Origin of the sequence: Antarctobacter jejuensis, assembly GCF_052266595.1 — a bacterium.
Classification (GTDB): domain Bacteria; phylum Pseudomonadota; class Alphaproteobacteria; order Rhodobacterales; family Rhodobacteraceae; genus Antarctobacter; species Antarctobacter jejuensis.
On sequence record NZ_JBQQXJ010000011.1, the window covers coordinates 20,730 to 46,743 of the forward strand.

A 26,014-nucleotide genomic window follows, 5' to 3' on the forward strand; every position below is an offset into this window, starting at 1 on the left:
GGAATGAGGAAATTCGTGATGGCCGCGGTCGGCGGTACATTGGCGTCTATCGTGGCGACCACGCAATTCGTGGGTCCGCTGCTGGCTCAGGAAGGCAGCCGGTCCGAGACGGTGTACGAACAGCTGGACCTGTTCGGCGACATTTTTGAACGTATCCGCGCGCAATACGTCGAGGAAGTGGACGAGACAGAGCTGATCGAGGCGGCCATCAACGGCATGTTGACCTCGCTGGACCCGCATTCCAGCTTCCTTCCGCCCGAGGACGCCGCCGACATGCGTGTGCAGACCCGTGGCGAATTTGGCGGGTTGGGCATCGAGGTCACGCAGGAAGACGGTTTCGTCAAGGTCGTCTCCCCGATTGACGGTACTCCTGCCATGGAGGCCGGCATGGAGGCCGGTGACTTCATCACCCACGTCGATGGAGAGAGCGTTCTTGGCCTGACCCTGAACGATGCCGTGGACCTGATGCGTGGTCCGGTCGGGTCCGAGATCGTCATCACCGTGGTGCGCGAAGGCGTGGACGAGCCGTTTGACGTCTCCATCATCCGCGACACCATCAAGCTGACGGCCGTGCGCTCGCGCACCGAGGGGGAGACCGTGGTGCTGCGGATCACCACCTTCAACGACCAGACCTATCCGAACCTCGCCGATGGTATCGCCAAGCAGGTCGAGGCCGCTGGCGGCATGGATGCGGTGAACGGCTTTGTCATCGACCTGCGCAACAACCCCGGCGGCCTGCTGAACCAGGCCATCGCCGTGTCCGACGCTTTCCTCGAAAAGGGAGAGATCGTCTCGACCCGGGGCCGCGATCCGGCGGATGGTGACCGCTACAATGCGCAGCCCGGCGATCTTGCCGAGGGCAAGCCCCTGGTGGTGTTGATCAATGGTGGCTCTGCCTCGGCGTCGGAAATCGTCGCAGGTGCGCTGCAGGATCACCGCCGCGCCATCGTCGTCGGCACCAAGAGCTTTGGCAAAGGCTCGGTCCAGACGGTCATGCCCCTGCGCGGCAATGGTGCCATGCGCCTGACCACCTCGCGCTACTACACACCGTCGGGCCGGTCGATCCAGGCGCTGGGTGTGTCCCCGGACATCGTGGTGGAGCAGCCGCGTCGGGACCCCAACGCAGAGCCCGATGAGGATCCGGCAAATCCCTTCACCCGGTCCGAGGCGGACCTGCGCGGCAGCCTCGACAACGACTCGCTGACGCCCGAAGAAATCGAGCAGATCGAGGCTGACCGCGCCAAGGCCGAAGCGGCCGCCAAACTGCGCGAAGAGGATTATCAGTTGGCCTATGCCATCGACATCCTCAAGGGCCTGTCGGCACTGGGCAACCGGGACTAAGACCGATCGCCAAGGTGATTTTTGAATCCGGCGGCCCGCGGGTCGCCGGATTTTCTTTGCGGTATCCGGCAATTCAGAGGGTGTTGTCGCCAGCCTCCGGAGAGAATGCGCAGAATGCCTACGACCTGCCGGCGCGTGACTTGCCCCAGGTGCTGAAGCACGGCTAAATCGCCGCAACGGAGGATGCGCCATGAGCAAGCACAAGACCATGACCCCGGACGAAATCGCGAAACTGCCCTATCGCCGCAACGTCGGCGTCATGCTGGTCAATGCAGAGGGCCATGCCTTCGTGGGCCAGCGGACCGATAGCGAGGTCCCCGCGTGGCAAATGCCCCAGGGTGGCATCGACAAGGGCGAAGACCCGAAAGAGGCGGCGCTGCGCGAATTGCAGGAGGAAACCGGCGTGTCGCCCGATCTGGTTACGGTCGAGGCGGAAACCAATGGTTGGATCACCTATGACCTGCCGCACGATATCGTGCCGAAAATCTGGAAAGGCCGGTACAAGGGGCAGGAACAGAAATGGTTCCTGCTGCGCTTTCACGGAACGGATGATCAGGTCCGCATAGATGCGGACGACCATCAGGAGTTCTCCGAATGGCGCTGGCTGCCTGCGGATGAGGTGGTGGCCCAGATCGTCCCGTTCAAACGCACGGTCTACGAGCAGGTCGTCGCATCCTTCAAGGAGCACCTGTAATGCGCTGGTTGATCATCGCCGCCTGCCTTCTGGCCACGCCCGCCCTGTCCCTGTCCTGCCTGCCCGCCGACCCGGTGCGCGACTTCAAGGCAGCCGAAAAATCCCCCCTGCGCTGGGGGGTGGCCGTGGGCCGTCTGGACTTCTCCGAAGGGAAATTGCCCAAGGTCGACTGGGATCAGCAGCAGAACGTGCCGCCACAGACCGATCTGAGGGCGCAGATGGTGGGTTACGCGCTGGACGCAAACGGCTTCAAGACACCGTTTCAGGCCAATGTCACCCTGCGCGTGCTCTGCGCGGGCCCGTGGTGTGCGCAGCCCAAGAGTGGCGCGCGCTACCTCGCCTTCATCAAACATGAAAACGGCAAGCGCATCCTGCAGGCGGATCCCTGCGGCAGCTGGCTCTATGTCAATCCTACGCGCCGGATGCTGAACCGCATCCATACCTGCTATGCCGGGGGCCCCTGCGAGGAACGCCCCTTCCGCCCCTGAGCCTGAGCGCTTCTTCTCTTTCGAAATACCGCTGGGGGAGTCGTCACGCAGGTGACGGCGGGGGCAACGCCCCCTACCGCAGCCGGTTCAGCACGGCGAGAGAAGCATAGCCGTCAGGCACCAGCCCCTGTGACTTCTGGTACTGGCGCACCGCCTCCACCGTCAGCGGACCGATCTTGGCGTCAATCCCCTGTGTGGAAAAGCCCACGGCAGTCAGCCGTTTCTGCAACTCGATCCGCTCCTTGAAGGTCAGCGCCCGGTCCGTGCGGGGCCAAGTGCCCTTGATCGGGCCGTCGCCTTTGATCCGGTCAGCCAGATGGCCGACCCCGATCACATAGGCATCGGCCGTGTTGTAGGTTTCGATCACTTCGAAATTGTCGAAGATGAGAAAGGCCGCCCCGGAGTGTCCCGCAGGCAGCAGGACCGAGGCGGGTCCGAAATCCTGCACCGGTTTGCCATCCAGCCCCAGCACCCCCTTGCGGGCCCAGGCCGAGGGCAGGCGCGTGATCTCGCGCTTGGCGTCCATGTAGTCGAAGTTCCTTGGAATCGTCACTTCGACGCCCCATGGCACGCCGGTCTTCCAGCCATTCGATTTCAGGTAGTTCGCGGTCGAGGCCAGCGCATCGGTCGGGTCGTCGCCCCAGATATCGCGCTTGCCGTCGCCGTTGTAGTCCACAGCCAGCCGTTGAAAAGAGCCGGGCATGAATTGCGTGTGGCCCATCGCCCCGGCCCAGGAGCCGCGCAGATTTGCCTCGTTGGTGTGGCCGTCCTGCAGGATCGTCAACGCGTGGATCAATTCGCCTTCGAAAAATTCCGCCCGGCGCGCATCATAGGCAAGGCTGGCCATCGCCTCGATCACGGGTGTGCTGCCGCGAAAGGTGCCATAGGCCGATTCCAGGCCCCAGATCGCCACGACGATCTCTTTCTGGACGCCATACTCCGCTTCGATCTTTTCCAGCAGGCTGCGGTTTTTGTTCAGCGCGGCCTTGCCATTTCGGATGCGCGCGTCAGAGGCGGCACTGTCAAGGTAATCCCACAGTGTCTTGGTGAACTCGGACTGGTTCCGGTCCCGCTCGACAACCTTGCGGTCGAACGTTACCCCCTTGAAAGCGCGGTCAAAGGTGGCGGCGCTGATCCCCTGTTCCATCGCGCGGGGGCGGAACTCTTGCAGCCATTTCTCAAATCCGGCCTGCGTGCCGTTGATGCGCGCGGACAGCATCGCCTCGGCGGCGATATGGGCGGGGCGCAGAACAGGGCGGGTCATTGCGCCAGAGGTCCCAAGCACGGCCTCGGCTGTGCTGACGATGGCTGCGCGACTGACGATGTCCGCCTCCGCCATCACCAGATCAATGACATCACCGCGCGCCACCGGGCGCAGCGATGTCTTGACCGCTTCGGCAAGGGCGGGTGAAACCGTTATAACAAGGGCCAGAAGCCCGGTCATCGCACGCTGCATCATGGTTCCGATCCTGCTGCTCATTTGTTTTACATAAGATTAACGCTAATTGCGGAACAAGCCAAAGGCTCACCGCTGCTCCGTGCGATTTCCCGCCGGCAGGATTCTGTCCATGTAGGTCCGCAGCATCGGTACGCGTTCGGGGCGAAAGCTGGTGCCCGTGCGGCAGAGATCGGCCATCCGGTCCAACCGGAAGGCGCGGTAATCCTGCCGCAACAGACACCAAGCCAGCAGGCAATGACTGCGGTCGAACAGCACGATCGACAGGGGCTGCACCTCGCGCCGCGTCGCCTGTCCGGTCTTGTCGGAATAGTCGAACACCACCTGCACCTCGTCCCAACAGGCCTGACGCAGGGCCTTGGCGTCGATTGCGGGTGCGGGTGGCGGCGAAAACCGATGCGCCGTCAGAACGGCGTGCCGCATACGGTGCGCCTGTGCCTCTGGCAGTCGTGCGCGCAGCTTGGCCAGAGCCGAGTCCGCCGCGCCCGCCAGCGCCGGGTCGCCGACAGCCGTCACCTCACGCAGGCCAAGGATCAGCGCCTCCAGCTCGTCATCGTCAAAGCCCAGCGGCGGCAGATGCGCGCTTTCGATCAGGGTATAGCCAAACCCGGCTTCACCATCGATCACCGCACCCAGACTGCGCAATGTGTCGATGTCCCGGTACAGCGTGCGGGCGGAAACGCCGGTCTCTTCGGCCAGCCGCGCCGCAGTCACGGGCGCGGGCAGGCGGCGCAGGGCGGTCATTAATTGGAACAGGCGGGCGGTTCTGGACATGCTGCCAGTTTCCTACAGCACGCTGACGAAAAGTGACAGCAGACGCAGCGGTTCCTTGCTGCGCCTACTTGGACCGCCGTTGCCGCGTGACCTTGCGCTTGGTCTTGGCGTCCTTCGCCTTGGCCTTCGCCAGTTTGCGCCGGGGAGAGGTGCCAGGCTTGCCCCGCCCGCGCCCCTTGCCGCGCGGGCCACGGCCCCGGACACTGGCGTATTCCTCTTCTTCCAGTTCCAGCAGTTCAAAGGCGATGCCACCGGTCACCGGCGCGGCCTCGACCAGCTTGACCCGCGCGCGCATGCCCAGCCCGATGATCCGCCCCGTATCGGCCCCCATCAGCGTGCCGGCGTCCCGGTCGAAATGGAAATACTCATTGCCCAGCGTGCTGATCGGGATGAGCCCGTCGGCGCCGGTCTCATCCAGTTTCACGAAAACGCCGAACTTGGCGATGCCGGAAACACGGCCCGAGAACTCTGCCCCCAGCCGGTCCGACAGGTAGGCGGCAAGATAGCGGTCCGTTGTGTCGCGTTCGGCCATCATCGACCGGCGTTCCGTGTCGCTGATGTGCTGCGCTGTGCGGTCCAGCGTCTCGATATCGTGATGGCTGAGGCCGTCGTCGTCCCACTTGTGAGCCGAGATTAACGCCCGGTGCACGATCAGGTCCGAATACCGCCGGATGGGAGAGGTGAAATGCGCGTAGTTCTGCAGCGCGAGACCGAAGTGCCCAAAGTTCTTGGGGCTGTAATAGGCCTGCGTCATGGACCGCAGCGTGGCAATGTTGATCAGTTCCGCCTCGCCGGTCTTGGCGGCCTGATGCAGCAACTGGTTCAGGTGATGCGTCTTTAGCACCTGCCCCTTGGCCAGCGTCAGCCCGGCGGCCTCGGCGGTGTCGCGCAGGCTCTCCAGCTTGTCCTGCGGCGGTTCTTCGTGCACGCGGAACAGAAGGGGCGTGTCCTTGGCGATCAGGGTTTCGGCGGCGGCCACGTTGGCCAACACCATGAATTCCTCGATCAGCTTGTGCGCGTCCAGACGGTCGGCGAAATCGACCGAGGTGACCTTGCCCTCATCGTCCAGCTGGATCTTGCGCTCCGGCAGGTCGAGGTCCAGCGGCTGCCGCCGTTCGCGGGCCGCACGCAGGGCGGCATAGGCGGCGTAGAGTGGTTTCAGGACCGGTTCCAACAGGGGGCCGGTCTTGTCGTTCGGCTTGCCGTCGATGGCCGCCTGAACCTCTTGATAGTTCAGCGAGGCAGGGGAACGCATCAGGCCGCGATAGAACTTTTGGCCCAGCTTGTTGCCCGCCGCGTCGATGCGCATCCGGACGGCTATGCAGGCGCGCGGAACGCCTTCGTGGAGCGAGCAGAGATCGCCGGACAGCCGGTCCGGCAGCATCGGCACAACCCGGTCGGGGAAGTAGGAAGAGTTGCCGCGATTACGTGCCTCGCGGTCCAGCTGTGAGCCGGGCGTGACGTAATGGGCTACATCCGCGATGGCGACCCAGAGGACATGGCCGCCCTCGTTCTGCGGATCCTCGTCCGGTTCGGCAAAGACCGCGTCGTCATGGTCGCGGGCGTCCCATGGGTCGATGGTGATCAGGGGCATCTCGCGCAGGTCGGTGCGGCCCGCCAGGCCTGCCGGTTTCATGCCGTCCGCCTCGGCCAGCACGTCCTCGGGGAAATCGTCGGGGATGCCGTGCTGATGGATGGCGATGAGGGACACGGCGCGCGGGGCCGTGGGATCGCCCAGCCGCAGGGTGATGCGGGCCTTGGGCAGGCCCAGTCGGCCGCGGGCGGGTCCGGCCTGTTCGGCTTCGACCAGCTCTCCCTCCTGGGCGCCGCCGGTGGCGTCGGGGGCGACGCTCCATTCCTTGTCCGAGCCCTTGTCGATTGGCAGGATGCGCCCGCCCTCGGCGCCTTTGCGGAAGATGCCCACCACCTTGCGGGGGCTGGCGCCGATGCGGCGGATCAGGCGGGCCTCGTAGTTGTGGTCGGCATGGTGGACGACCTGCAGCCGGGCAAGGATGCGGTCGCCTTCTCCCAGCGCGGGGTCGGTGGCGCGGGCGATGATCAGAACCACGGGTTCGACGCCTTCGCCATGCCATTCCAGCGGCCGGGCAAAGAGGTCGCCGTTGGCATCCGGGGCCTTGACCTGAAGGACGCTGACCGGCGGCAGGCGGTCGGGGTCGCGGTAGGTCTTGTGGCGCTTTTCAAGGTGCCCCTCGTCCTCAAGGTCGCGCAGGATGCGCTTGAGGTCGATCCGGTCGGCCCCCTTGATGCCAAAGGCCTTGGCGATGTCGCGTTTCGAGGTGAGGGTCGGGTTGGCGGAGATCCAGTCGAGGACCTCTTCCTTCGTGGGCAGCTTGCTCATGCGGATGAGGTAGCACGGGCATGTGGCGGCGTCATGTCGATTCCGCAGGCCGTGAAAAAGAGGTGTCCACGCGTGGACACCTTAGGGGGAATGCAGAATCAAGGACTTACAGCCGCGATTTTACCAATCGTTAGGCTTTGCCCGGATTTCCGCATCCGATGGCGCGGTCCAGTCGCGGGCGATTCCGGCAAGGATCATCGCCAGACTCGGAGTGCAGAAAATCAGCAGACGCCCCACGTTGTTGCCCACCGATGCCGCGATGCCGACGCCAAGGATCACGGCGAAGGTCACGCCGCAGTCGATCACCAGCCAGCGGTCGACCCGCGGCAGACGGCGCAGGGTGAGAGTGAACATCAGCGCAGCAAGGGCAACCAGTGCCGCAAAGTTCTGCGTCAGCAAGACCTGAAACAGGAAATCCCCGTCGGCAAAGCCGAAACCGGAAAACGCATCGAGCCATGCGTGCGGGGACAATTGCGCGCCGTGGCTGTCGCCCGGCAGGTTGGCCCGCAGCAGGACATGGGCGCCAAGGCTGAGGGCGGCGCAGATCAGAACCGTCAGACGGGCCCTGCCATCCTGCTGCCAGCCCGCCGCGATCAGGTCAGCCGCGATGAGGGCCAGCAGGATGAGCGGGATCAACTCTCGCTGAAAAGCCGCCGCAAGGACGACCAGCGCGCAGACAAGGTAACGCCCCGCGCGATAGGCCAGATAGGCGGCGGTGAACATCAAGAGCGACAGCCCCTCTGTCAGGCCGGAATAGGCGAAGAACAGGACACTGAAGTTGAGGACCATCACGGCGGGCACAAACAGGGACAGGGCATCGGGCCGCCCTGTTTGGCGCTGCAGGTGGCCCCCCAGCAAGGCGGCGGTCAGCACGACGGAGATGTAATTGACCGCAAGAGCGGAAAAGAACACGCCGCGTTCAAAGCCGTCGACGGTGAAGGCGATGTCGGTGTCGTAGTCCAACCCGGCCTCGAACAGCAGGTTCACGATCACCGCCTGAATCTGGCGCAGCACCCACGGCGCGTCCGCTGCGCTGAAATCCAGCGGGCTGAGGTACATCCGGTGGTAGTGATAGTAGTCCGATCCGCCGAAATCCGGGACGTGGAATTTATAGGCGAGGTAGAAAAGCGGAAAGAAGGCGACAAGGTACAGGAGGCTGCGCGCGCCGAAGGAGATCAAGCCTCTTGCCATGTCCTGACCCTTTTCAATGTCGCGGCGCGGTCAGCGGGGCGCGCCGTCCTGAACGGTTTCGGCGGGACGCAGCATCATGTCCCTGTGGGGGATGCCCGCATCGTCATAGGCCGGTCCCTGCGCCACGAAACCCAGCGCCTGATAGAAGGGGATGGCGTGTTCCTGCGCGCTGAGACGGATTTCGGCGATGTCGCTGTCGGCGCTGAACAGGGCGACCCCGTGGCGCACGAGCTGCGCCCCCAGCCCGCGCCCCCGGCAGTCCGACAACACGCAGATGCGCCCGATCTTGCCGGTGGATCCGTGTTTGATCAGGCGCGCGGTGGCCACCGGCCTGTCACCGTCGCGGATCAGCAGATGCACGGCCGTATCGTCCAGATCATCCCATTCGTCGGCCTCTGGAATGCCCTGTTCGTCGATGAAGACCGCGCGCCGCAGCGCGTGGCAGGCGGCGATGTCGGTGGTCCGTTCGATCCCGGTCACGCGAAATACTCCCGCAGGATGCGGGTGTAGATGGATTTGAGCTGATGCACCTGCGCCACCTCGACCCGTTCATCGACGGCGTGCATCCGTTTGCCCACAAGGCCGAATTCCACCACCGGGCAGTGGTTTTTCACGAAACGCGCGTCAGAGGTGCCGCCGGTGGTCGAGAGTTCCGGCGTGATGTTCGTCTCTACCGTCACCGCCTTTGCCACGAGGTCCGACAGGGCGCCCGGCGGGGTCAGAAAGCTTTCGCCGGAAATCTTGATCCTGACCTCTGTCTTGGTCCCGTATTGGGCGTCGACCTCTGCGGCCTCTGCCCGCAGCCAGTCCGACAGGCCCGCGCCGGTATGCATGTCGTTGAAGCGGATGTTCACGGCGGCGCGGGTTTGCGCGGGGATCACGTTGGTGGCCGGGTTGCCGGTGTCGATGGTCAGCACGGCCAGCGTGGAGGGATCGAAATGGGCGGTGCCCTCATCCAGCGTGTGGCTGGCCAGCCGGTCCATCAGCCGCGCCATGGCGGGCATCGGGTTCAGCGCGCGGTGCGGGTAGGCGGAATGGCCCTGCACGCCGGTCACGGTGAACCATGCGGTCATGGAGCCGCGCCGCCCGATTTTCATCATCTGGCCCATGTGGTCGGGCGAGGTGGGTTCGCCCACAAGGCAATCGGTCATCTGTTCACCGTGTTCGGCCATCCAGTCCAGAAGGGCCACCGTGCCGTCGGTGGCATCGCCCTCTTCATCGCTGGTGATGGTCAGGATCACCGCGCCGTCGGGGGGCGTGTCGCGGACAAAATCGATCGCGGCGGCGGCAAAGGCGGCGACGCCGGATTTCATGTCCGTGGAGCCGCGCCCGTAAAGAAAGCCGTCATGAATGTCGGCCCCGAAGGGATCAAAGGTCCAGTCATCGCGGTTGCCGATGGGCACCACATCGGTGTGACCATTGAAGCCGAAGGTCCTTGCGTGGCCCTTGGTGCCCCAGCGGGCAAAGAGATTGGGCGTGCCATTGCGGTCGACACGGGTGCAGGTGAAACCGCCGGCCTCCAGTTCCGCTTGCAGCAGGGTCAGTGCGCCGCCTTCTTCCGGTGTGACGGAGGGGCAGCGGACGAGGCGGGCTGTCAGGTCGACCGGGTCGATCATGGGCGGCGTCCTTTGTTCGGTGGCGGTTTTTGTGGCGTTTGTGCCAAGGGCTACCGCGATGCGGGGCGGTTGGCAAACCGCTGTCTTGGCGGGGAGTCCGGGGGTGTGTTACGACGGGGAAACGACAGGGCGAGGCGTATGAGTTGGATTGCGATTTCCGGTGAGGGCCTTGGCTGGTCCGATCCGGTGCGGGTCGGGCAGGATCAACCCGACGCCCTGTTGCCGCGCGGCACCCTGATGGTCGAAACCGCGCTGGGCGTGGCCGACCGGCCGCAGCGTCTTTTGACACTGGAACGCGACTATCCGTGGCGCGGCAGCCTGTCGCTGAGCTGGCTGCCGGGGGGATCCGTGGCGCTGGTGGTGACGCAGGGGGATCGGATCCTGAACGCGGTGCTGCCGCTGCAGATCGAGATGCGCGAGGACGTGCTGCGGATCAGCTATGCGTGGAATGCGCCGGCTCAGGCCGGGCGGCTGGCGGTCGAGCGGGCGGACGGGACGGTTCTGGCCTGGATCATGACCGACGCGCCGCCGCCGATGGCCCTGTCCGACGCCACGGCGCTGGCGTGGACGACGCCGGGGGCGGGGATGTTCGTGGCGCTGTCGGATGTGGTGGAACCCATTGGGCCGGTGCCCGCCTTGGCGGCGGATGTGCCGGTGGAGACGCCGTTTGGCCCGCGCGCCGTCAGCGAGTTGCGTTGCGGCGATACGGTGGTGACGCGGGGCGGCGCGGTGGTGCCGGTGCTGGCGCGGATCACGCGGCGGGTGCCGGCGCTGGGGGGCTTTCGCCCGGTGCGGCTGTTTGCGCCCTATTTCGGATTGACGGGCGACCTTGTGGTAGCGCCGGAGCAGGGCCTTGTGATCGGGGGGGCGGATGTGTCCTACCTGTTCGGCTGCGAGGCGGTGCTGGTGCGGGCGGGCAGCCTTGTGAACGGGGTGGCGGCGGCGCATGAGGACTGCGGGCCGCTGATCGACTGGCACCACGTGCTGTTGCCGGGACACGAGCCGCTTTGCGCCGTGGGGGCGGAGCTGGAGAGCCTGTACATGGGGCGGATGCGGCGGCGGCGGGATCTGCTGGCGCAGACCCAGCTGGCGGAGGTGCCGGGCGGATTGCTGCCCGAGCATGGCGGCACCGCGCTGAAGGTGCTGCGCCCCTTCGAGGCGGTGGTGCTGGCCGAGGCGCGCGCGGCCTGAGGCGGGCGTTGCTTGCGTATTTGAAAAGAGAAGAAGCGGCGAGTCAGTCGAAGAAGGGGCTGACCTGCGCGACGATGACGGCGTTTTCCGCCAGCGCGCGGTCCATCAGCGCGGATTCCTCGGCGTCGATTTCATGGCCCTGTGCCTCGCGTTCCTCGCGGGTGCCGTAGCCGGTGACATCCAGCGGCGACATGTCGGCCTGTTTCAGGATGGCGACGGTTTCGCGCACGGCCTCGCCCTCGTCCACGCCGGAGGCGTAGCACATCAGCGCAGCACCAGTGGATTTGTCGGGCAAGCCGTCGCCGGATTTGCGCCCGACCTCGACCAGCAGCGTGTAGACCTGTTGCGGTTTCTTTCCGGCCATCGGTGCCATCCCCCGTGTTTGCGGCGCGAGCGATGCGGCTTTCGCCCCGTACTGTCAAGCCTGTTGCGGATGGGCCACGGGGGGCGGGGTGGGGAATTCCGGGCTTGGCGCGAATCGGGGTTGGGGACTAGGTAGCGCCACCCAAAGGCAACTCGAAACGAAAGGAGGGCCATCATGAACGACCATATGCCATTGGCCCTTCGCGGGCACTGAGAGAGTAGATCCCGAGCGGGCCTGATATTTGGCCCGGAGTTTCGAGAGCGGCGCGCATCCCTGCGCCGAAAGTTTCATGGATACGTTTCTGACAGAGATGCTCACCCGCGCGGTGGGCAGTGATTTCTTTGCCGGCGGTCTGGCGCTGGGCGTCTTTGGCGCGGCCATCGGGATGATCCGCATGGTCTGGTTCATGGCGCGCGCGCAGGCGCAGCGGCGTTTCGCGGTGTCGCTGACGGTGGACAACCGGTCGGCGGCCTACCGGCATCTTTATGTCTGGCTGGACCGCAAGGGCGCGTTGCGGCGCATCCGGCAGGTGCAGTCGGTCGGGATGCGCGGCAGCGGCGACGCGGAGGACATCTATGCCCCAGCCGAGGGGCGGCACTGGTTCTTCTGGGGGGGGCGGCTGTGTTCCTTCGACCGCAGCCTGCGCGAGAAGACCCGCGTGGACGGGGTCAATGGCGCCGCGCCGATGGAGGTGCTGACCGTCACCATGCTGTTTGGCCGCACGGAGACATTGCGCGGCTGGATCGACGAGGGTGCCGAAATGTGCCGCGTCGACGAGGTCTGCGCGCCGGAACTGCACGTCTTGAAAGGCGACTGGTGGGATTACGTCTGCGATCTGCCCCGCCGGGCGCTGGACACGATCCTGGCCGAGGATGACCGTCTGGAGCGGCTGCTGGCGGACATGCGCTGGTTCTACGACAACGAGGACTGGTATCGTCAGCGCGGTGTGCCGTGGCGGCGGGGCTACCTGCTGTACGGCCCGCCCGGCACCGGCAAGTCCAGCGTGATCCGCGCCCTTGCCTGCGAGCTGGGCAAGGATGTGGCCAGCATCAGCCTGTCGAGCCCCGGACTGGGCGATGAGGACCTGCGCAGCGGGCTGAGCAATGCGCCCAGGGGCGCGTTCCTGGTGCTGGAGGATATCGACGCGGGGTTCACCGGGCGCAAGTCCGGCGAGATCCGCAGCGGTGTCAGCTTTTCCGGGCTGCTGAACGCCATCGACGGGGTGGCGGCGCAGCAGGGGCGGGTTCTGGTGATGACCACCAACCACCGCGAGCGGCTGGACCCGGCGCTGATCCGGCCCGGCCGGGCGGACCTGCATGTGGCGCTTGACCCGGTTCCGGCGCGGGTGGCCGCGGACCTGTTCCTGCGGTTCTTCCCCGGGGAAGAGGGGCTTGCGCAGCAGTTCGCCAAGGCGCTGGGCGCGCGACGGTTTGCGCCTGCTGCGCTGCAGGGCTGGCTGTTGCAGCACGCGCAGGATGCCCGGACGGCCGCCACCGCAGAGGGCCTGCTGTCCGGGCCGGTCCTGCCCGAAGAGATGGCCGCCGAGTAACCTCGGCGGTCATTGCGCATCACATTCTTTGGAATAGGGGTGAATTTCACGGGTGTCACAGCAAGCATGTTGTGACACCCTGCCGTCCTGTGGCAGAAGCAGCCGCGTTCGTCGCCCACTCTGCGACGCTGGAGACATGATGCCCCGACTCTTGCACATCTGGCTGGTCCTTTGGGCCCTTGTCGCGTTCCCGGTTGCCGGGACTGCGGAAACATTGGTCTTTGCGACCGTGGAACGACCGCCATTCTCGATGGAGAAGGCCGACGGGCATAACGGGTTCAGCATCACGCTGATGCGCCAGATCGCCGAAGAGATCGGTCACGAGGTCCGGTTCGAGACCAGCCCGACCTTTTCCGACATGCTGGCGCGGGTGCAGAGCGGCGAGGTCGACGGGGCCATCGCCAATATCTCGATCACCTCGGAGCGCGAAGGCGTGATGGATTTCACGCTGCCGATTTTTGAGAGCGGATTACAGATCATGGCCAGCGGGTCGGCGCGCACGACCCTGTGGCAGCAATTGCTGACGCTGGAGGTGGCGCTGTGGATCCTCTTGGCGGCGGCGATCCTGTTCTTTGGCGGAATGCTGATGTGGATCTTTGAACGCCGCGCGCAGCCCTATTTCGAACGTCCCATGCGCGAGGCGATGTTTCCGTCTTTTTGGTGGGCGCTGAACCTTGTGGTGAACGGCGGGTTCGAGGAACGGATGCCACGGTCGGTGTTCGGCCGGGCGCTGGGCGTGTTGATGGTGATTGCCAGCCTGTTCTTCGTCTCGATCTTTGTGGCCAAGATCACGGCGGCGATGACGGTCACGGCGCTGACCTCTTCGATCGCCTCGATCAACGATCTGGACCGGCGCGAGGTCGGCACGGTCGCGGGATCCACCGCGTCGCTGTTCCTTGAGGGGCGCGAGGTGCGGCATGTGGCCTATGACGGGTTTGCCGAGATGATCGGCGCCTTTGAGTCGGGCGAGGTGGATGCGCTGGTCTACGACGGGCCCTTGCTGCGCTATTACCTGTCGCGCAATCCCGGCGGCGATGCCTATGTGCTGGACCGGGTGTTCCGGTCCGAGGATTACGGCATTGCGCTGTTGTCTGGCAGTACCCTGCGCGAGCCGATCAACCAGGCGCTGCTGAAGCTGCGCGAGCGCGGCACCTATGACGCGCTGGTGGCCGAGTGGTTCTAGGTGTGGTGAGCCGCCGGTGTGGCGGCCCCCCTGTTTGAGTGTGTGGGCGGGTCTGACCCGCCCGGGCCGGGTCAGTCGCGCAGCAGCTCGTTGATGCCGGTCTTGGAGCGGGTGCGCTCATCGACGCGTTTGACGATCACGGCGCAGTAGAGGTTGATGCCGTTCTTCGACGGCATGGAGCCTGCGACGACGACGGAGTAGGGCGGAACCTCACCGTACATGACCTCACCGGTTTCGCGGTCGACGATCTTGGTCGACTGGCCGATGAAGACGCCCATGCCAAGGACAGAGCCTTCGCGGACGATGCAGCCCTCGACCACCTCGGAGCGGGCGCCGATGAAGCAGTTGTCCTCGATGATGGTGGGGCCGGCCTGCATGGGTTCCAGCACGCCGCCGATGCCGACGCCGCCGGACAGGTGCACGTTCTTGCCGATCTGCGCGCAGGAGCCGACGGTGGCCCATGTGTCGACCATGGTGCCGGTGTCCACGTGGGCGCCGAGGTTCACGAAGGAGGGCATCAGCACCACGCCGGGGGCGATGTAGGCGGATTTGCGGACGATGCAGTTGGGGACGGCGCGGAAACCGGCCTCTTTCCACTGGTCGTCGCCCCAGCCCTTGAACTTGCTGTCGACCTTGTCCCACCAGCCCGCGCCCTGCGGGCCGCCGGACTGCTGTTCCATGTCCTTCAGGCGGAAGCCAAGCAGCACGGCCTTCTTGGCCCACTGGTTGACGTGCCAGTCGCCGTTTTCCTGACGTTCGGCGACGCGCAGCTTGCCCGAGTCCAGCGCGTTCAGCGTGGTTTCGATGGCGTCGCGGGTTTCCCCCGTGGTTGCGGGGGTGACGGTGTCGCGCGCCTCCCAGGCGGCTTCGATGGCGGTTTCAAGCTGTGCGTTGGACATGCGTCCTCTCCCCTCGGAATACGTTCCGCTGCCCTATAGCGGTCCTGACGTCGCGGAACAATCCTTCGCCAATGGTCTCAGGTCAGGGGATCGGGGGCGATGTTGCCGCCGCACAGCAGGACCGCGACGCGTTCGCCGGGGGCGGGGGTGTAGGCGCCGCTGCGCAGGGCGGCCAGGGCGCAGGCCCCGGCGGGTTCCACCAGCAGGCGGTGCGCCTGCCAAAGCGCGCGCTGGGCGTCGAGGATGGCCTCATCGGTGACGGTGATGCTGGTGATACCCTGATCGCGGGCGAGACCGTGGCAGATGCTGCCGATGCGGCGTGCGCCAAGCGCGTTGGCGGCGACGCCAGAGACCGGCACATCCACCGGCGCGCCTGCGGCGAGCGAGGCGTTCAGGGCGTTGCAGGCGGAGGGTTCGACGGCGACGATGTTGCGCGCGCCCTGCGTCCAGGCCAGCGCCCCGCCGATCAGCCCACCACCGCCGACGGCGATCAGCACGGTGTCGGCCTGCAGGCCCTGTGCCTCCCACTCGCGCAGGCAGGTGCCCTGTCCGGCGACGGTCAGCGGCGCGTCATAGGCGTGGATCTGCATCGCGCCGCGTTCCTGTTCATAGCGTTTGGCCATGTCCAGCGCGTCGGCGTATTCGCCGGGCACCACGGTCAGGTTGGCGCCGGTGCGTTCGATCAGGGAAATCTTGGCGGGACCGGCCATTTCGGGCACGAAGATCTGCGCCGGATAACCGAGCGCATGGGCGGCAAAGGCCACCGCCGCGCCGTGATTGCCGCCCGAGGCCGCGACAACGCCGCCCTCTGGCACATCGCTGGCGATCAGCGTGTTGAAGGCGCCGCGCGCCTTGAAGCTGCCGGTGTGTTGCGTCTGTTCCAGCTTCAGCTCTATGGGCCGGTCGCAGAGCGCATCCGAGGTCATCACCGGGGTGACGACCGTGTGCCCGTCAATGCGTCGTGCGGCGGCGTCGATCTCGGATTTCCAATCCATTGCTTATCCTTAACTGGCGCTTCGGGCCGTCACGCTATAGGTCAGAGGAAAGGCGAACAAGGAGCCGCGACATGAAAGAAGACCGCCGCAGCCCGCTGCGCGACGCGAACCTAGACCGCAGCACCGCGCAGCAGGTGCCGCAGACCCCGCAAACCCTGTCCCCCAGCTATCGGCTGGCCTTTGCGGATGTGGATTTCATGGGGCAGGAAGAATTGCGCCCGGTGCGTCTGCAGCTGGAATTGCTGAAGTTCGAGATGCTGATGGACCAGCATCAGATCGACTCGACCGTGGTTCTGTTCGGCGGCGCGCGCATCCCGTCCCCGGCGGAAAAGGACAAGGCGCGGACCAAGACGCTGGCCGACTTGTCGGAGTTCTACGAAGAGGCCCGCGAATTCGCGCGGCTGATGACGCGCAAGTCCATGGAGACCGGCAACCGCGAATTCGTGGTCGTGACCGGCGGCGGACCGGGCGTGATGGAGGCCGGCAACCGCGGCGCGCATGAAGAGGGCGGCGTTTCCGTGGGCCTGAACATCGTGCTGCCGCACGAGCAGGCGCCAAACGAATACGTGACCCCCGATCTGGCGTTCAACTTTCACTACTTCGCCATTCGCAAGATGCATTTCCTGATGCGCGCGCGGGCGATCTGTGTGTTCCCGGGTGGCTTTGGCACGCTGGATGAATTGTTCGAGACGCTGACCCTGATCCAGACCGGGCGGATGCGGCGGGTGCCGGTGCTGCTGTTCGGGCGCGAATTCTGGGAGCGGATCGTCAACTGGGACGCGCTGGCCGATGCCGGGACCATCAGCGCCGAGGATCTGGACCTGTTCCACTTTGTCGAGACGGCGGCAGAGGCGGCGGACATTGTCGAAAACTGGGGCCCGGCCGAAGCGCGCGACGCGATCCCGGACCGCTGACACCAAATGCGCCGGGCGCCTAGGGTGCCCGGCGGCGCAGGTCTTTTCAGGAATTATGGTTGGCGGCGTCTTCCAGTTCGGCGCGTTCAACCCAGCGCGAGATCACGGCGCGGGCTGCGGATTCATCGAAATTATCGATGGCAAGGCGCAGATCCTTGAGCGCGGTGGCCATTTCGAATTCCGACAGAAAGCTTTCCTGCGCGCGCAGGATCTTGATATGCGGCGTGGTCAGCATGTCCGAAGAGATCAGCAGTTCCTCGTGCAGCTTTTCGCCCGGACGCAGACCGGTGATCTGGATCTCGATATCGCCGTCGGGGTTTTCGTCGTCCTTGACGATGAAGCCGGCGCCTTCGATCATCTGGCGGGCCAGTTTGTGGATCGGCACCGGGTCGCCCATGTCCAGCACGAAGACGTCGCCGCCCCGGGCAAAGGACCCGGCCAGCAGCACAAGGCGCGCCGCCTCTGACATCGTCATGAAATAGCGGGTCACGTTGGGGTCTGTCAGGGTGACGGGACCGCCGCGCAGGATCTGTTCCTCGAACAGCGGAATGACAGAGCCGGAGGAGCCCAGCACGTTACCGAAGCGGACCATGGAAAAGCGCGTGCCGGACGTGCGCGCGGCCAGATCCTGCACCACCAGTTCGGCCAGACGCTTGGACGCGCCCATGACATTGGTGGGGCGCACGGCCTTGTCCGTGGAAACAAGGATGAACCGTTCCACGCCAGCCGCGCGGGCGGCCTCGGCCAGGATCTTGGTGCCCAGCACGTTGTTGCGCAGGCCGGTCAGCACGTTCTTTTCCACCAGCGGCAGGTGTTTGTAGGCGGCGGCGTGCAGCACGACGTCGATGTGGTGTTCGATCATGGTGTCGCGCATCAGCTGTTCGTCCAGAACAGAGCCGAGCAGCGGCACGATGTTCAGGCCGTCGTCGATTTCGCGCAGTTCCTTGTCGATGTTGTAGAGCGCCAGTTCCGAATGTTCGACCAGCACCACACAGTCCGGTTTGCAGGCGATCAGCTGGCGGCACAGTTCCGAGCCGATGGATCCGCCTGCACCGGAAATCAGGATGCGGCGGCCGGAATAGACGTGGCTGACGCCGGGCAGTTCGCTTTCCAGACGGTTGCGGCCCAGAAGGTCGTTGATCGCGACCGGGGTCACCTTTTTGCGCATGTCGCCTTCTTCGCCGACAAGGGTGGCGAAAGAGGGCAGGGCGTGGACCTCGCAGCCGAGGTTGCGCAGGCGATGCGCGATGCGGGCGAGCGCGGGCTGGCTGATCGAGGGCATGGCCAGAACGACCCGGTCGATGCGCTTGTCCTCGACCAGTTTTTTCAGGTTGGCGGGGCCGTGGACGCGCAGGCCGGAGATCATCAGGCTTTGCAGGGTTGCGTTGTCGTCGATGAAGGCGACCGGCAGGATCGCATCGTCATGGCGCAGGGCCGCGACAAGTTGCTGCCCGGTCTGGCCCGCGCCGTAGATCAGCACGCGCTTGCGGGCCTCGCCGTGGCGGTAGATGTGCAGGGTGACGTTGCGCAGGATGATGCGCCATGCCGCCGACATCACCAGCAGCAACAGCGAGAAGATGACGAAGGTGCCCAGCGGCAGACCGATTCCCAGGGCCGCGCTGAGGCCAAGCCCGCAGGCACCCATCAGGACGGCATAGGCGGCGGTGCGGATCACGCCGCGCATTTCGTAGGCGTTCAGCGTGATACGGGTCAGACCCAGCCACCAGCCCACCAGCACGGCAATGGACGACAGCGCCAGAAGCAGGGGCGTGACGGCGTCGAGAGTGGTCCGGTCGGCGGTTGCGGTCGTGGCAAGGGTCAGCGCGGCCAGCATGGCAAGCGGAACAACGGCGGCGTCCATCAGGATGAACAACGCCTGTTTCTGCGTCCGGGAAAGTGCCTTCACGGCCTCGTAGAACATTCTGTCTTGCCCTTCGCGGATCGTGCCCGGGGTCATTGCCCCGGCATTCTTGCTGCCCCCGTGGTGCCCGTGACCGAAAAAAGGTCCGCTGTGACTTGCCACCAATAGGGTAGCTCATAGGTTGTGGGGCGCTAACAAGGCAAGCCGCTTCTTGCTGCGGGTGCAAGTTCCGGCGGAAAGTCACCGGTCGCGGTTGCCGGAATAACATGCAGCCAAGGCACCACGGAGCGCCGTTTGACCGATTTCCGGGCGTCCTGCGTCTGAAAGGGGGCTTTCGGTTATTCTGCACCTGCGATATGCACCGCGCCAGCCCGTGCCGGTGCGTCAGGCGTGCCGGGAGCGGGCGGAACTCAAAGGAGGGCCAGATGGGCTACCGTATTGTCGTCGCGGGCGCCACGGGTAACGTGGGCCGTGAAATGCTGAACATTCTCGACGAACGGGGTTTCCCCGTGGACGAGATCGCCGTGCTTGCTTCGCGAAAATCGCTGGGCACAGAGGTGAGCTTTGGCGACAAGACCCTCAAGACCCAGGACCTTGCCACCTTCGATTTCACCGGATGGGACATTGCGCTGTTCGCAGTGGGCTCTGGCCCGACCAAGGAATTCGCGCCCAAGGCCGCCAGCCAGGGCTGCGTGGTGATCGATAACTCTTCGCTCTATCGCTATGACCCGGACGTGCCGCTGGTGGTGCCGGAGGTGAACGCCGATGCGGTCATGGGCTATACCAAGAAGAACATCATCGCGAACCCCAACTGCTCGACCGCGCAGATGGTCGTGGCGCTGAAGCCGCTGCATGACCGCGCCAGGATCAAGCGCGTCGTGGTGTCGACCTACCAGTCGGTTTCCGGCTCTGGCAAGGAAGCCATCGACGAGCTGTGGGACCAGACCAAGGCGCATTACAATCCGACCGACGATTACCAGCGCAAGGTCTACCCCAAGGACATCGCCTTCAACGTGATTCCGCATATCGACGTCTTCATGGAAGACGGCTCGACCAAGGAAGAGTGGAAGATGGTCGCCGAGACCAAGAAGATCGTCGACCCCAAGATCAAGGTCACCGCCACCTGTGTGCGCGTGCCGGTCTTTGTCGGCCACTCCGAGGCGATCAACATCGAGTTCGAGGACTTCCTTGACGAGGACGAGGCGCGCGACATCCTGCGCGAGGCGCCCGGCATCATGGTGATCGACAAGCGTGAGGACGGCGGCTACGTCACGCCCAAGGAATGCGTCGGCGATTTCGCCACCTTCATCAGCCGCATCCGTCAGGACAGCACCGTCGAGAACGGTCTGAACCTGTGGTGTGTGTCGGACAACCTGCGCAAGGGCGCGGCGCTGAACGCGGTGCAGATCGCCGAAGTGCTGGGCCAGAAGGCGCTGAAAAAGGCGTAACGCCATTTGCGGCAGGGTCCCCCGGGGTCCGTGGAATACAGCCAAGCCCGCGCTTTCGAGCGGGGGCTTTTCTGAGTCGGGTTTCGCGTTTTTGGGCAAACGCCATGGCCGTCTTGGGATTGTCCATGTCATCGCGACAGTTGCCCAACCATAGCTTGTAAAACAGCGGTTGAACTGCATTGGATTTGCGTCAAATCCGGTTTGCGGCAATAGTAATCGGACTGGACCACTTTGCTTCTGGTCATTGAAAACGCGTTATTTTTGAAAATGGGAGGCGGCAACATTTCCCGCGACAGGTAAACCGCCCGCACGGCCGGTTAAGACGTCGTTACCGAAATGCAACAAACTCTAGACAGGTCGCCTTCGGGCGCCCAACTACCGCCGTATTCCCGTGCCAGCCTGTTTCCACAGGCAAGGAGATCGAGATGCTTCGCAATGCCATGTCACAGGCCAATTGGCCTCATGCTCCTGGAACCAACAGTCTGCCGAGACCGCTCGACAGTGAGGCGCTGTCGCTTTTGCGATTGTTCCTCACCCCGGTGCTGGAACGGGCGCGGAACTGGTACGAATTGTCCGAGCAGTTGCGCGCCAAAGGATTTGCGCTGACCTTTCGGCAGGGCCGCTTTGTGATCCTGAACGAAGTGGGTGAGGCGCTTTGTACGGGCCGCGATCTGGGCGTTCCGCTGGCCGGACTGGCCAAGCGGCTGGGCCGTCCCCGCGTCTGCGCCGATCGCACCGGAGAGGCGGGCGAATTGGCCATGCCCGCCGAAACGGCCGCCGAGCAGGCCAACAAAGCCTAAAAGCGTTCCGCGCGCAGGACCTCGCAGTCCGAAACGCAGACGACGCCGATATGGCGTTCGACCACACCAAAGACCTGTTCCAGCAGCGGATCCAGCTTTTCGGGGCGGATGATGCAGACCACCTGCACCAGACCCGTGCCCCGGCTGACCTGACCTTCGCGGCTCCACTCTCCTGAGCGGCCAGATCCCCCCAGAACAGGCAGAACCGACCAGCCCGTTACCTCGGCCTTTTGCATCGCCTCTGTCAGGCGGCGTTCCATGACGCGTTCGATGGTGATTTCCACGCGCTTGGCCTTGTGAGTCTGCATGTCAGCCTCCGGTCATGATCCGGGCCGTGGCAAGGTACAGCGGAAGGCCCAGTGTCAGGTTAAAGGGAAATGTCACCGCCAGCGACAGGGTGAGATAGATCGAGGGGTTCGCCTCTGGCACCGCGACGCGCATGGCGGCAGGCACCGCGATATAAGAGGCCGAGGCCGACAGCGTCATCAAGAGCGTCACGCCCCCGGTCGACAGGCCCAACAGCAGACCCGCGCCAAGGCCCGCCGCCGCGCCCAGCAGCGGCATGACAAGGCCAAAGGCAATCGCCCCCTTGTCCAGCACGCCTGCCGTGCGCAGCCCGCGCCCGGCGATCAGGCCCATGTCCAGCAGGAAGATGCACAGCACCCCCTGAAAGGGGCTGACGATGAAGGGGGCGATAGTGTCCAGCCCGTCCTTGCCGGTGGCCATGCCGATCACGAAGGCCCCCAAGAGCAGAACGATAGAGCCGTTCAGCAGGATTTCGCGCCACAGATCGCTGTCCATCTTCGTGCTGCCGTCGCCGCGCGACAACAGCCAGAGCGCAGACAGGATCGCGGGGGCCTCCATCGCGGCGGCCACGGCCACCATGTACCCCTCGGCGGTCAGACCGGCATTGGCCAGCAAGGTGGTGCCGGCCACAAAGGTCACGATGGAGATGGAGCCATAATGCCCCGCCACGGCGGCGGCGTCGGTGCGGGACATGCCCGACAGGGTGCGCAGCAAGCCGAAGGCCAGCACCGGGAGGGCGAAGGACAGGAGCACCCCGGCGATGATGGTGGCGGCCAGACGGGCCTCAAACCCGTGCGCCGCAACACCGGCGCCGCCTTTGAAGCCGATGGCAAAGAGCAGGTAGATCGAGATGCCCTTGGCGACCGCCTCCGGCACTGACAGATCGGATCGCGCCAGCGCCGCGAACAGGCCCAGCACAAAGGACAACACGATGGGGGACAGCAGGTTGGCGGCGGCAAGATCCAGCATCACAGCTCCACAGGCTTTGAACGGCTGGAGGTGTATTTTATGAACAATCGTTCAATTATCAAGGCGCGGGCATCGAAAAAGATGCACCGCGCCGATGTTTTTTTGTGGCGGTCAGACGGCGGAGAATTCGCCGCTCTTGCCGTCCAGATGGTGCAGCCCGCCCTCCCCGATGTCGACCCAGAGGCCGTGCAGGCTGAGCGTTCCGGCTTCGACCGCCTCGCGCACGAAGGGGAAGGTCATCAGGTTGCGGAGGGAGACAGAGACCGCCTCTTTTTCCAGCGCATGCGGCATGTCGGGGCTGTCTTTCACGGCCTCGTAGCCGGGGCGCAGGATGTCCATCCAGCGGCCCACGAAAGAGGCGGTTTCCTCCAGCTCCGGCGCGCGGCCTTCGCACATGTCCAGACAGCCCTGTACGCCGCCGCAGTTGGAATGGCCCAGTACGATCACATGCGCCACCTTCAGCGCGGTCACCGCGTATTCCACCGCAGCCGAGGTGCCGTGATGATTGCCGTCGGGTTCGTAGACCGGGACAAGGTTCGCGATGTTGCGGTGGATGAAGAATTCACCCTGATCCGCGCCGAAGATCGAGGTAACATGCACGCGGCTGTCGCAGCATGAGATCACCATGGCGCGGGGGCGCTGACCTTCGTTCGCCAGGCGGCGATACCAGGCGCTGTTTTCTGAGTAGGTGGTCGCTTTCCAGCCATGGTAGCGGGTCACCAGGTAGCTGGGCAGGGGGCGGGCAAATTCCATGAAGGCCTCCGGTCTTCGGTACGTCTTGCCCCAAGTACGATGAATTCAGAAGAAATTCGAGCGAAAAGCCGTTTCGCGAATAACCTTTTGGGAACACCTGAAAGTCCATGTTGGCCGCGCCGTGGGGGGCAAAGAATGGGGTGAGATGTGAATGAGGTGACGTACCTTGCACCGGCTGAACGACCGGGGATGGACCCGGCGCAGATCGAAACACTGTGCAAGGATCTTGGGCCGCATGCCGCAGAGGATGTGGTCTGCCGTGCGATGGAAGAATTGGCGCAGCGGATGTGTCAGTTGCAACAGCAGGCAGTGTCTGGCCCGCGTGAGAATATGTATAAGGGGCTGCGTGCCCTGGCCGCGATTGCGGATCAGGTGGGGATGTGTTCGCTCAGCAAGGTGGCGCATGACGTGATGGCCTGCATCGAACTGGGCGACCGCGTGGCCGAGGCGGCAACGCTGGCGCGGTTGGCACGGATCGGCGAACGGTCCCTGACGGCCATGTGGGACCTGAACGAGTTTTCGGTCTGAGTGAAAGGGCGCGGGCGGGAAATCCGCTTGCGGCGGCCGGTGCAGGCAATACGGTGAGGGCGCACAGCCACAGGAGCCGATATGCCCGCCCGTTTCGCCGCGCCCGACAGCCCGTCCATCCCCCTGCACCTAGTCGAATCCGACGGGTTGGAGGCCTGGCTGGAATCCCAGCCGGAGGCCCTGCGCACGTGGGTGACAGGCAGCGGGTTCACGGGGGGGCTGGGTTCGGCGCTGATGCTTCCCGGCCCGGATGGCGTCGCGGTGGGCGCATTGGCAGGGTACGGCGATGCCGCCCAACGGGCGCGCATGCGCTTTCCGCTGGCGGGCGCCCTGCCCGGATTGGCGCCGGGGACGTACCGATTGGCCACGGATCTGCCGTCTGTTGTCGCGTCGCGCGAGGCGTTGGGCTGGTTGCTCTCGGGCTATCAGTTCACCCGGTATCGCGCGGGCAGTGAGGTCGAAAAGGCCCTGATTGCGCCTGCCGGTGTCGATGCAGCACGGATCGAGACGCTGGCCGAGGCCGAGACGCTGACCCGCGATCTGGTCAACACGCCTGCGTCGGATATGGGCCCTGAACAGCTGGAGGCCGCCGCCCGCGCGCTGGCGGAGCGGTTCGGCGCGTCGGTCGAGGTGACGGTGGGCGATGACCTGCTGGCGCAGAATTTTCCGTTGATCCACACGGTTGGCCGCGCGGCGGAACAGGCCCCGCGCCTGATCGACCTGCGCTGGGGTTCGGCGGGGCCGAAGCTGACGCTGGTGGGCAAGGGGGTCTGTTTTGACACCGGGGGCCTGAACCTGAAGCCCGGCGCCAGCATGGGGTTGATGAAAAAGGACATGGGCGGCGCGGCCAACACGCTTGGTCTTGCACAGATGATCATGGAACTGGACCTGCCGGTGCAATTGCGGCTGCTGATCCCGGCGGTGGAGAATTCCGTGGCGGGCAACAGTTTCCGCCCCGGCGATATCCTGACCTCGCGCAAGGGGCTGACGGTGGAGATCAACAACACCGACGCCGAGGGGCGGCTGGTGCTGGCGGATGCCTTGGCCCTAGCCGATGAAGAGGCGCCGGACCTGATGATCTCGATGGCGACGCTGACCGGCGCGGCGCGGGTCGCCGTGGGGCCGGACCTTGCGCCGTTCTATACGGATGCCGAGGATTTCGCCGCCGCGCTGACGCAGGCCGCACCTGCCGCCGCCGACCCGGTTTGGCGGATGCCCTTTCACGCGCCCTATGAGGCGATGATCGAACCGGGGATCGCCGATCTGGACAATGCGCCCTCTGGCGGGTTTGCCGGGTCGATCACGGCGGCGCTGTTCCTGCGCCGGTTCACGGACCGGGCCGCGCGTTACGCGCATTTTGACATCTATTCCTGGCAGCCCAAACCGGAACCGGGCCGTTCCAAGGGCGGGCTGATGCAGGGGCCGCGCGCCATTCTGGACGCGCTGCCGCAGGTGCTGAGCCTGTGAGTGACCGCAGGCTGACGCCTTTTAACGGCCGCGTTGCCCACAGCGCGCTGCGCGGAGAGGTGGCGGCGGAAACCTTCACCGATGGCGAGCGCCACAGGATCGCGGTGCCAATTGCGGACCTGATGACCGCGCCGGATGGCAGCCGGGACCGGCAACTGCTGCGGGGCGCAGCGTTTCAGGTTCTCGAAATGCGGGAGGGCTGGGCCTACGGCTTTGCCGAACGCGATGGCTATGTTGGCTGGATCGAGGCCACGCACCTGGTGGGGATGCCGGATGAGGGTGAGACGCACCGTGTCGCCGCGCGGCAGAGCTATGGAAAATCCTCACCGGGTCTCAAACCGATGGGCCGGATCACGCCACTGTCTTTTGGCACGCGGCTTGCGGTTCTGGACGAGGTGGAGGGATGGGCGCGCGTGGCATGGACGCGGGGCACGGTTCCCCGGGATTTCTACGTGCCGCGTCAGCATCTGGCCCCGGTCGATGTGCCCGAAACCGATCCGGTGGCCGTGGCCGAGCGTCTGCTGGGCACGCCCTACCTCTGGGGCGGCAACAGCGCCTTTGGCATCGACTGCTCGGGCCTTGTGCAGATCGGCCTGCATGCCTGCGGGATCGACTGCCCCGGCGACAGCGACATGCAGGAGGCCATGGGCGAGGCGCTGCCCGAGGGCACACCGCCGCGGCGCGGGGACCTGATGTTCTGGAAGGGGCATGTGGCTTGGGTCGCGGATTCGCAGACGATCTTGCACGCAAACGCCCATCACATGGCCGTCGCTTATGAACCGATTGCCGAGGCACGGGCGCGGATAGAAAGGCAGGGCGACGGGCTTGTCACCCGCCACGCGCGCCTGTCTTCTTCTGACTGAATTTT

General features: G+C 65.1%; 25 protein-coding genes. 12 read left to right on the plus strand and 13 right to left on the minus strand.

What is annotated here, in order from left to right; genetic code table 11:
* Nucleotides 1-3 precede the first annotated feature (3 nt).
* The 3 genes from ACTXGA_RS15985 (at nt 4) to ACTXGA_RS15995 (ending at nt 2,523) form a co-directional block, all read left to right on the plus strand.
* Nucleotides 4-1,341: a S41 family peptidase gene (locus ACTXGA_RS15985; RefSeq protein WP_443395344.1), complete on the plus strand. Its 1,338-nt coding sequence runs from the start codon at nt 4-6 to the stop codon at nt 1,339-1,341.
* Nucleotides 1,342-1,549: 208 nt separating this feature from the next.
* Entirely contained in the window at nt 1,550-2,035 is a 486-nt protein-coding gene (locus ACTXGA_RS15990; RefSeq protein ID WP_443395582.1) for an RNA pyrophosphohydrolase, read from the plus strand.
* Nucleotides 2,035-2,523, plus strand: coding sequence for a hypothetical protein (locus tag ACTXGA_RS15995; protein ID WP_443395346.1), 489 nt, complete (start codon nt 2,035-2,037; stop codon nt 2,521-2,523). The genes ACTXGA_RS15990 and ACTXGA_RS15995 overlap by 1 nt, the downstream gene beginning before the upstream one ends.
* Before the next feature lie 73 nt (nt 2,524-2,596).
* On the opposite strand, the gene ACTXGA_RS16000 is transcribed toward ACTXGA_RS15995, so the two are convergent.
* From ACTXGA_RS16000 to dapE, 6 genes are all read right to left on the minus strand, one after another.
* Nucleotides 2,597-3,982 carry a lytic murein transglycosylase gene (locus ACTXGA_RS16000; protein ID WP_443395348.1) on the minus strand — a complete coding sequence of 462 codons (1,386 nt, stop codon included), beginning with the start codon at nt 3,980-3,982 and terminating at the stop codon, nt 2,597-2,599.
* A gap of 66 nt (nt 3,983-4,048) precedes the next feature.
* Nucleotides 4,049-4,753: a helix-turn-helix transcriptional regulator gene (locus tag ACTXGA_RS16005; protein ID WP_443395350.1), complete on the minus strand. Its 705-nt coding sequence runs from the start codon at nt 4,751-4,753 to the stop codon at nt 4,049-4,051.
* A gap of 64 nt (nt 4,754-4,817) precedes the next feature.
* Nucleotides 4,818-7,112: a ribonuclease R gene (gene rnr, locus ACTXGA_RS16010; RefSeq protein ID WP_443395351.1), complete on the minus strand. Its 2,295-nt coding sequence runs from the start codon at nt 7,110-7,112 to the stop codon at nt 4,818-4,820.
* Nucleotides 7,113-7,232: 120 nt separating this feature from the next.
* Nucleotides 7,233-8,303 carry a hypothetical protein gene (locus ACTXGA_RS16015; RefSeq protein ID WP_443395353.1) on the minus strand — a complete coding sequence of 357 codons (1,071 nt, stop codon included), beginning with the start codon at nt 8,301-8,303 and terminating at the stop codon, nt 7,233-7,235.
* 30 nt (nt 8,304-8,333) lie between these two features.
* The gene (locus ACTXGA_RS16020; protein WP_443395355.1) at nt 8,334-8,783 is read right to left on the minus strand and encodes a GNAT family N-acetyltransferase; all 450 of its coding nucleotides are present in this window, start codon (nt 8,781-8,783) and stop codon (nt 8,334-8,336) included.
* Entirely contained in the window at nt 8,780-9,919 is a 1,140-nt protein-coding gene (gene dapE, locus ACTXGA_RS16025; protein WP_443395357.1) for a succinyl-diaminopimelate desuccinylase, read from the minus strand. The genes ACTXGA_RS16020 and dapE overlap by 4 nt, the downstream gene beginning before the upstream one ends.
* 138 nt (nt 9,920-10,057) lie before the next feature.
* Between dapE and ACTXGA_RS16030 the strand changes: the two genes are divergently transcribed.
* On the plus strand, nt 10,058-11,110 hold the full coding sequence (locus ACTXGA_RS16030; RefSeq protein ID WP_443395359.1) for a Hint domain-containing protein: 1,053 nt from the start codon (nt 10,058-10,060) through the stop codon (nt 11,108-11,110).
* Between the two features lie 43 nt (nt 11,111-11,153).
* On the opposite strand, the gene ACTXGA_RS16035 is transcribed toward ACTXGA_RS16030, so the two are convergent.
* A complete protein-coding gene (locus tag ACTXGA_RS16035) occupies nt 11,154-11,474 on the minus strand; it encodes a DUF8846 family protein (protein WP_443395361.1) in 321 nt (106 codons plus the stop codon).
* A gap of 289 nt (nt 11,475-11,763) precedes the next feature.
* Here ACTXGA_RS16035 and ACTXGA_RS16040 point away from each other — a divergent pair, with 289 nt between their 5' ends.
* On the plus strand, nt 11,764-13,023 hold the full coding sequence (locus ACTXGA_RS16040; RefSeq protein WP_443395363.1) for an AAA family ATPase: 1,260 nt from the start codon (nt 11,764-11,766) through the stop codon (nt 13,021-13,023).
* A 139-nt stretch (nt 13,024-13,162) separates the two neighbouring features.
* Nucleotides 13,163-14,206: a transporter substrate-binding domain-containing protein gene (locus tag ACTXGA_RS16045; RefSeq protein ID WP_443395364.1), complete on the plus strand. Its 1,044-nt coding sequence runs from the start codon at nt 13,163-13,165 to the stop codon at nt 14,204-14,206.
* A gap of 71 nt (nt 14,207-14,277) precedes the next feature.
* Here the strand turns inward: ACTXGA_RS16045 and dapD are convergent, their stop codons facing one another.
* Together dapD and ACTXGA_RS16055 are read right to left on the minus strand one after the other, a co-directional pair.
* Nucleotides 14,278-15,105: a 2,3,4,5-tetrahydropyridine-2,6-dicarboxylate N-succinyltransferase gene (gene dapD / locus ACTXGA_RS16050; protein ID WP_443395366.1), complete on the minus strand. Its 828-nt coding sequence runs from the start codon at nt 15,103-15,105 to the stop codon at nt 14,278-14,280.
* Nucleotides 15,106-15,182: 77 nt separating this feature from the next.
* Nucleotides 15,183-16,100 carry a threonine/serine dehydratase gene (locus ACTXGA_RS16055; RefSeq protein ID WP_443395368.1) on the minus strand — a complete coding sequence of 306 codons (918 nt, stop codon included), beginning with the start codon at nt 16,098-16,100 and terminating at the stop codon, nt 15,183-15,185.
* 71 nt (nt 16,101-16,171) lie between these two features.
* Between ACTXGA_RS16055 and ACTXGA_RS16060 the strand changes: the two genes are divergently transcribed.
* Nucleotides 16,172-17,014, plus strand: coding sequence for an LOG family protein (locus tag ACTXGA_RS16060; protein ID WP_443395370.1), 843 nt, complete (start codon nt 16,172-16,174; stop codon nt 17,012-17,014).
* 46 nt (nt 17,015-17,060) lie between these two features.
* Here ACTXGA_RS16060 and ACTXGA_RS16065 read toward each other — a convergent pair whose 3' ends face one another.
* On the minus strand, nt 17,061-18,935 hold the full coding sequence (locus ACTXGA_RS16065) for a polysaccharide biosynthesis protein (protein ID WP_443395372.1): 1,875 nt from the start codon (nt 18,933-18,935) through the stop codon (nt 17,061-17,063).
* A 365-nt stretch (nt 18,936-19,300) separates the two neighbouring features.
* Between ACTXGA_RS16065 and ACTXGA_RS16070 the strand changes: the two genes are divergently transcribed.
* On the plus strand, nt 19,301-20,323 hold the full coding sequence (locus tag ACTXGA_RS16070) for an aspartate-semialdehyde dehydrogenase (protein WP_443395374.1): 1,023 nt from the start codon (nt 19,301-19,303) through the stop codon (nt 20,321-20,323).
* Between the two features lie 425 nt (nt 20,324-20,748).
* A complete protein-coding gene (locus ACTXGA_RS16075; protein ID WP_443395376.1) occupies nt 20,749-21,123 on the plus strand; it encodes a hypothetical protein in 375 nt (124 codons plus the stop codon).
* Here the strand turns inward: ACTXGA_RS16075 and ACTXGA_RS16080 are convergent.
* From ACTXGA_RS16080 to ACTXGA_RS16090, 3 genes are all read right to left on the minus strand, one after another.
* Nucleotides 21,120-21,431, minus strand: a complete 312-nt coding sequence (locus tag ACTXGA_RS16080) for a P-II family nitrogen regulator (RefSeq protein ID WP_443395378.1) — start codon at nt 21,429-21,431, stop codon at nt 21,120-21,122. The genes ACTXGA_RS16075 and ACTXGA_RS16080 overlap by 4 nt on opposite strands.
* 1 nt (nt 21,432) lies before the next feature.
* Nucleotides 21,433-22,398: a sodium-dependent bicarbonate transport family permease gene (locus ACTXGA_RS16085; RefSeq protein WP_443395380.1), complete on the minus strand. Its 966-nt coding sequence runs from the start codon at nt 22,396-22,398 to the stop codon at nt 21,433-21,435.
* A gap of 111 nt (nt 22,399-22,509) precedes the next feature.
* Entirely contained in the window at nt 22,510-23,151 is a 642-nt protein-coding gene (locus ACTXGA_RS16090) for a carbonic anhydrase (protein WP_443395382.1), read from the minus strand.
* A gap of 147 nt (nt 23,152-23,298) precedes the next feature.
* Between ACTXGA_RS16090 and ACTXGA_RS16095 the strand changes: the two genes are divergently transcribed.
* The 3 genes from ACTXGA_RS16095 to ACTXGA_RS16105 all read left to right on the plus strand — a co-directional run bounded on the left by ACTXGA_RS16095 (nt 23,299) and on the right by ACTXGA_RS16105 (nt 26,009).
* On the plus strand, nt 23,299-23,679 hold the full coding sequence (locus tag ACTXGA_RS16095) for a hypothetical protein (protein ID WP_443395384.1): 381 nt from the start codon (nt 23,299-23,301) through the stop codon (nt 23,677-23,679).
* An 81-nt stretch (nt 23,680-23,760) separates the two neighbouring features.
* The gene (locus ACTXGA_RS16100) at nt 23,761-25,146 is read left to right on the plus strand and encodes a leucyl aminopeptidase family protein (protein ID WP_443395386.1); all 1,386 of its coding nucleotides are present in this window, start codon (nt 23,761-23,763) and stop codon (nt 25,144-25,146) included.
* The gene (locus tag ACTXGA_RS16105; RefSeq protein WP_443395387.1) at nt 25,143-26,009 is read left to right on the plus strand and encodes a C40 family peptidase; all 867 of its coding nucleotides are present in this window, start codon (nt 25,143-25,145) and stop codon (nt 26,007-26,009) included. Before ACTXGA_RS16100 ends, ACTXGA_RS16105 begins: the two co-directional genes overlap by 4 nt.
* Nucleotides 26,010-26,014: the final 5 nt, after the last annotated feature.

What these genes read in the sequence shown, in the direction of transcription:
- ACTXGA_RS16080 (WP_443395378.1), bottom strand. Translation starts at nt 21,431, where the DNA reads ATGCAGACTCACAAGGCCAAGCGCGTGGAAATCACCATCGAACGCGTC.
- ACTXGA_RS15985 (WP_443395344.1), top strand. Translation starts at nt 4, where the DNA reads ATGAGGAAATTCGTGATGGCCGCGGTCGGCGGTACATTGGCGTCTATC.
- ACTXGA_RS16065 (WP_443395372.1), bottom strand. Translation starts at nt 18,935, where the DNA reads ATGTTCTACGAGGCCGTGAAGGCACTTTCCCGGACGCAGAAACAGGCG.
- ACTXGA_RS16035 (WP_443395361.1), bottom strand. Translation starts at nt 11,474, where the DNA reads ATGGCCGGAAAGAAACCGCAACAGGTCTACACGCTGCTGGTCGAGGTC.
- ACTXGA_RS16000 (WP_443395348.1), bottom strand. Translation starts at nt 3,982, where the DNA reads ATGATGCAGCGTGCGATGACCGGGCTTCTGGCCCTTGTTATAACGGTT.
- ACTXGA_RS16055 (WP_443395368.1), bottom strand. Translation starts at nt 16,100, where the DNA reads ATGGATTGGAAATCCGAGATCGACGCCGCCGCACGACGCATTGACGGG.
- ACTXGA_RS16085 (WP_443395380.1), bottom strand. Translation starts at nt 22,398, where the DNA reads ATGCTGGATCTTGCCGCCGCCAACCTGCTGTCCCCCATCGTGTTGTCC.
- rnr (WP_443395351.1), bottom strand. Translation starts at nt 7,112, where the DNA reads ATGAGCAAGCTGCCCACGAAGGAAGAGGTCCTCGACTGGATCTCCGCC.
- ACTXGA_RS16090 (WP_443395382.1), bottom strand. Translation starts at nt 23,151, where the DNA reads ATGGAATTTGCCCGCCCCCTGCCCAGCTACCTGGTGACCCGCTACCAT.
- ACTXGA_RS16070 (WP_443395374.1), top strand. Translation starts at nt 19,301, where the DNA reads ATGGGCTACCGTATTGTCGTCGCGGGCGCCACGGGTAACGTGGGCCGT.
- ACTXGA_RS16030 (WP_443395359.1), top strand. Translation starts at nt 10,058, where the DNA reads ATGAGTTGGATTGCGATTTCCGGTGAGGGCCTTGGCTGGTCCGATCCG.
- ACTXGA_RS15990 (WP_443395582.1), top strand. Translation starts at nt 1,550, where the DNA reads ATGACCCCGGACGAAATCGCGAAACTGCCCTATCGCCGCAACGTCGGC.
- ACTXGA_RS16005 (WP_443395350.1), bottom strand. Translation starts at nt 4,753, where the DNA reads ATGTCCAGAACCGCCCGCCTGTTCCAATTAATGACCGCCCTGCGCCGC.
- ACTXGA_RS16060 (WP_443395370.1), top strand. Translation starts at nt 16,172, where the DNA reads ATGAAAGAAGACCGCCGCAGCCCGCTGCGCGACGCGAACCTAGACCGC.
- dapD (WP_443395366.1), bottom strand. Translation starts at nt 15,105, where the DNA reads ATGTCCAACGCACAGCTTGAAACCGCCATCGAAGCCGCCTGGGAGGCG.
- ACTXGA_RS16075 (WP_443395376.1), top strand. Translation starts at nt 20,749, where the DNA reads ATGCTTCGCAATGCCATGTCACAGGCCAATTGGCCTCATGCTCCTGGA.
- ACTXGA_RS16040 (WP_443395363.1), top strand. Translation starts at nt 11,764, where the DNA reads ATGGATACGTTTCTGACAGAGATGCTCACCCGCGCGGTGGGCAGTGAT.
- ACTXGA_RS16045 (WP_443395364.1), top strand. Translation starts at nt 13,163, where the DNA reads ATGCCCCGACTCTTGCACATCTGGCTGGTCCTTTGGGCCCTTGTCGCG.
- ACTXGA_RS15995 (WP_443395346.1), top strand. Translation starts at nt 2,035, where the DNA reads ATGCGCTGGTTGATCATCGCCGCCTGCCTTCTGGCCACGCCCGCCCTG.
- ACTXGA_RS16015 (WP_443395353.1), bottom strand. Translation starts at nt 8,303, where the DNA reads ATGGCAAGAGGCTTGATCTCCTTCGGCGCGCGCAGCCTCCTGTACCTT.
- dapE (WP_443395357.1), bottom strand. Translation starts at nt 9,919, where the DNA reads ATGATCGACCCGGTCGACCTGACAGCCCGCCTCGTCCGCTGCCCCTCC.
- ACTXGA_RS16100 (WP_443395386.1), top strand. Translation starts at nt 23,761, where the DNA reads ATGCCCGCCCGTTTCGCCGCGCCCGACAGCCCGTCCATCCCCCTGCAC.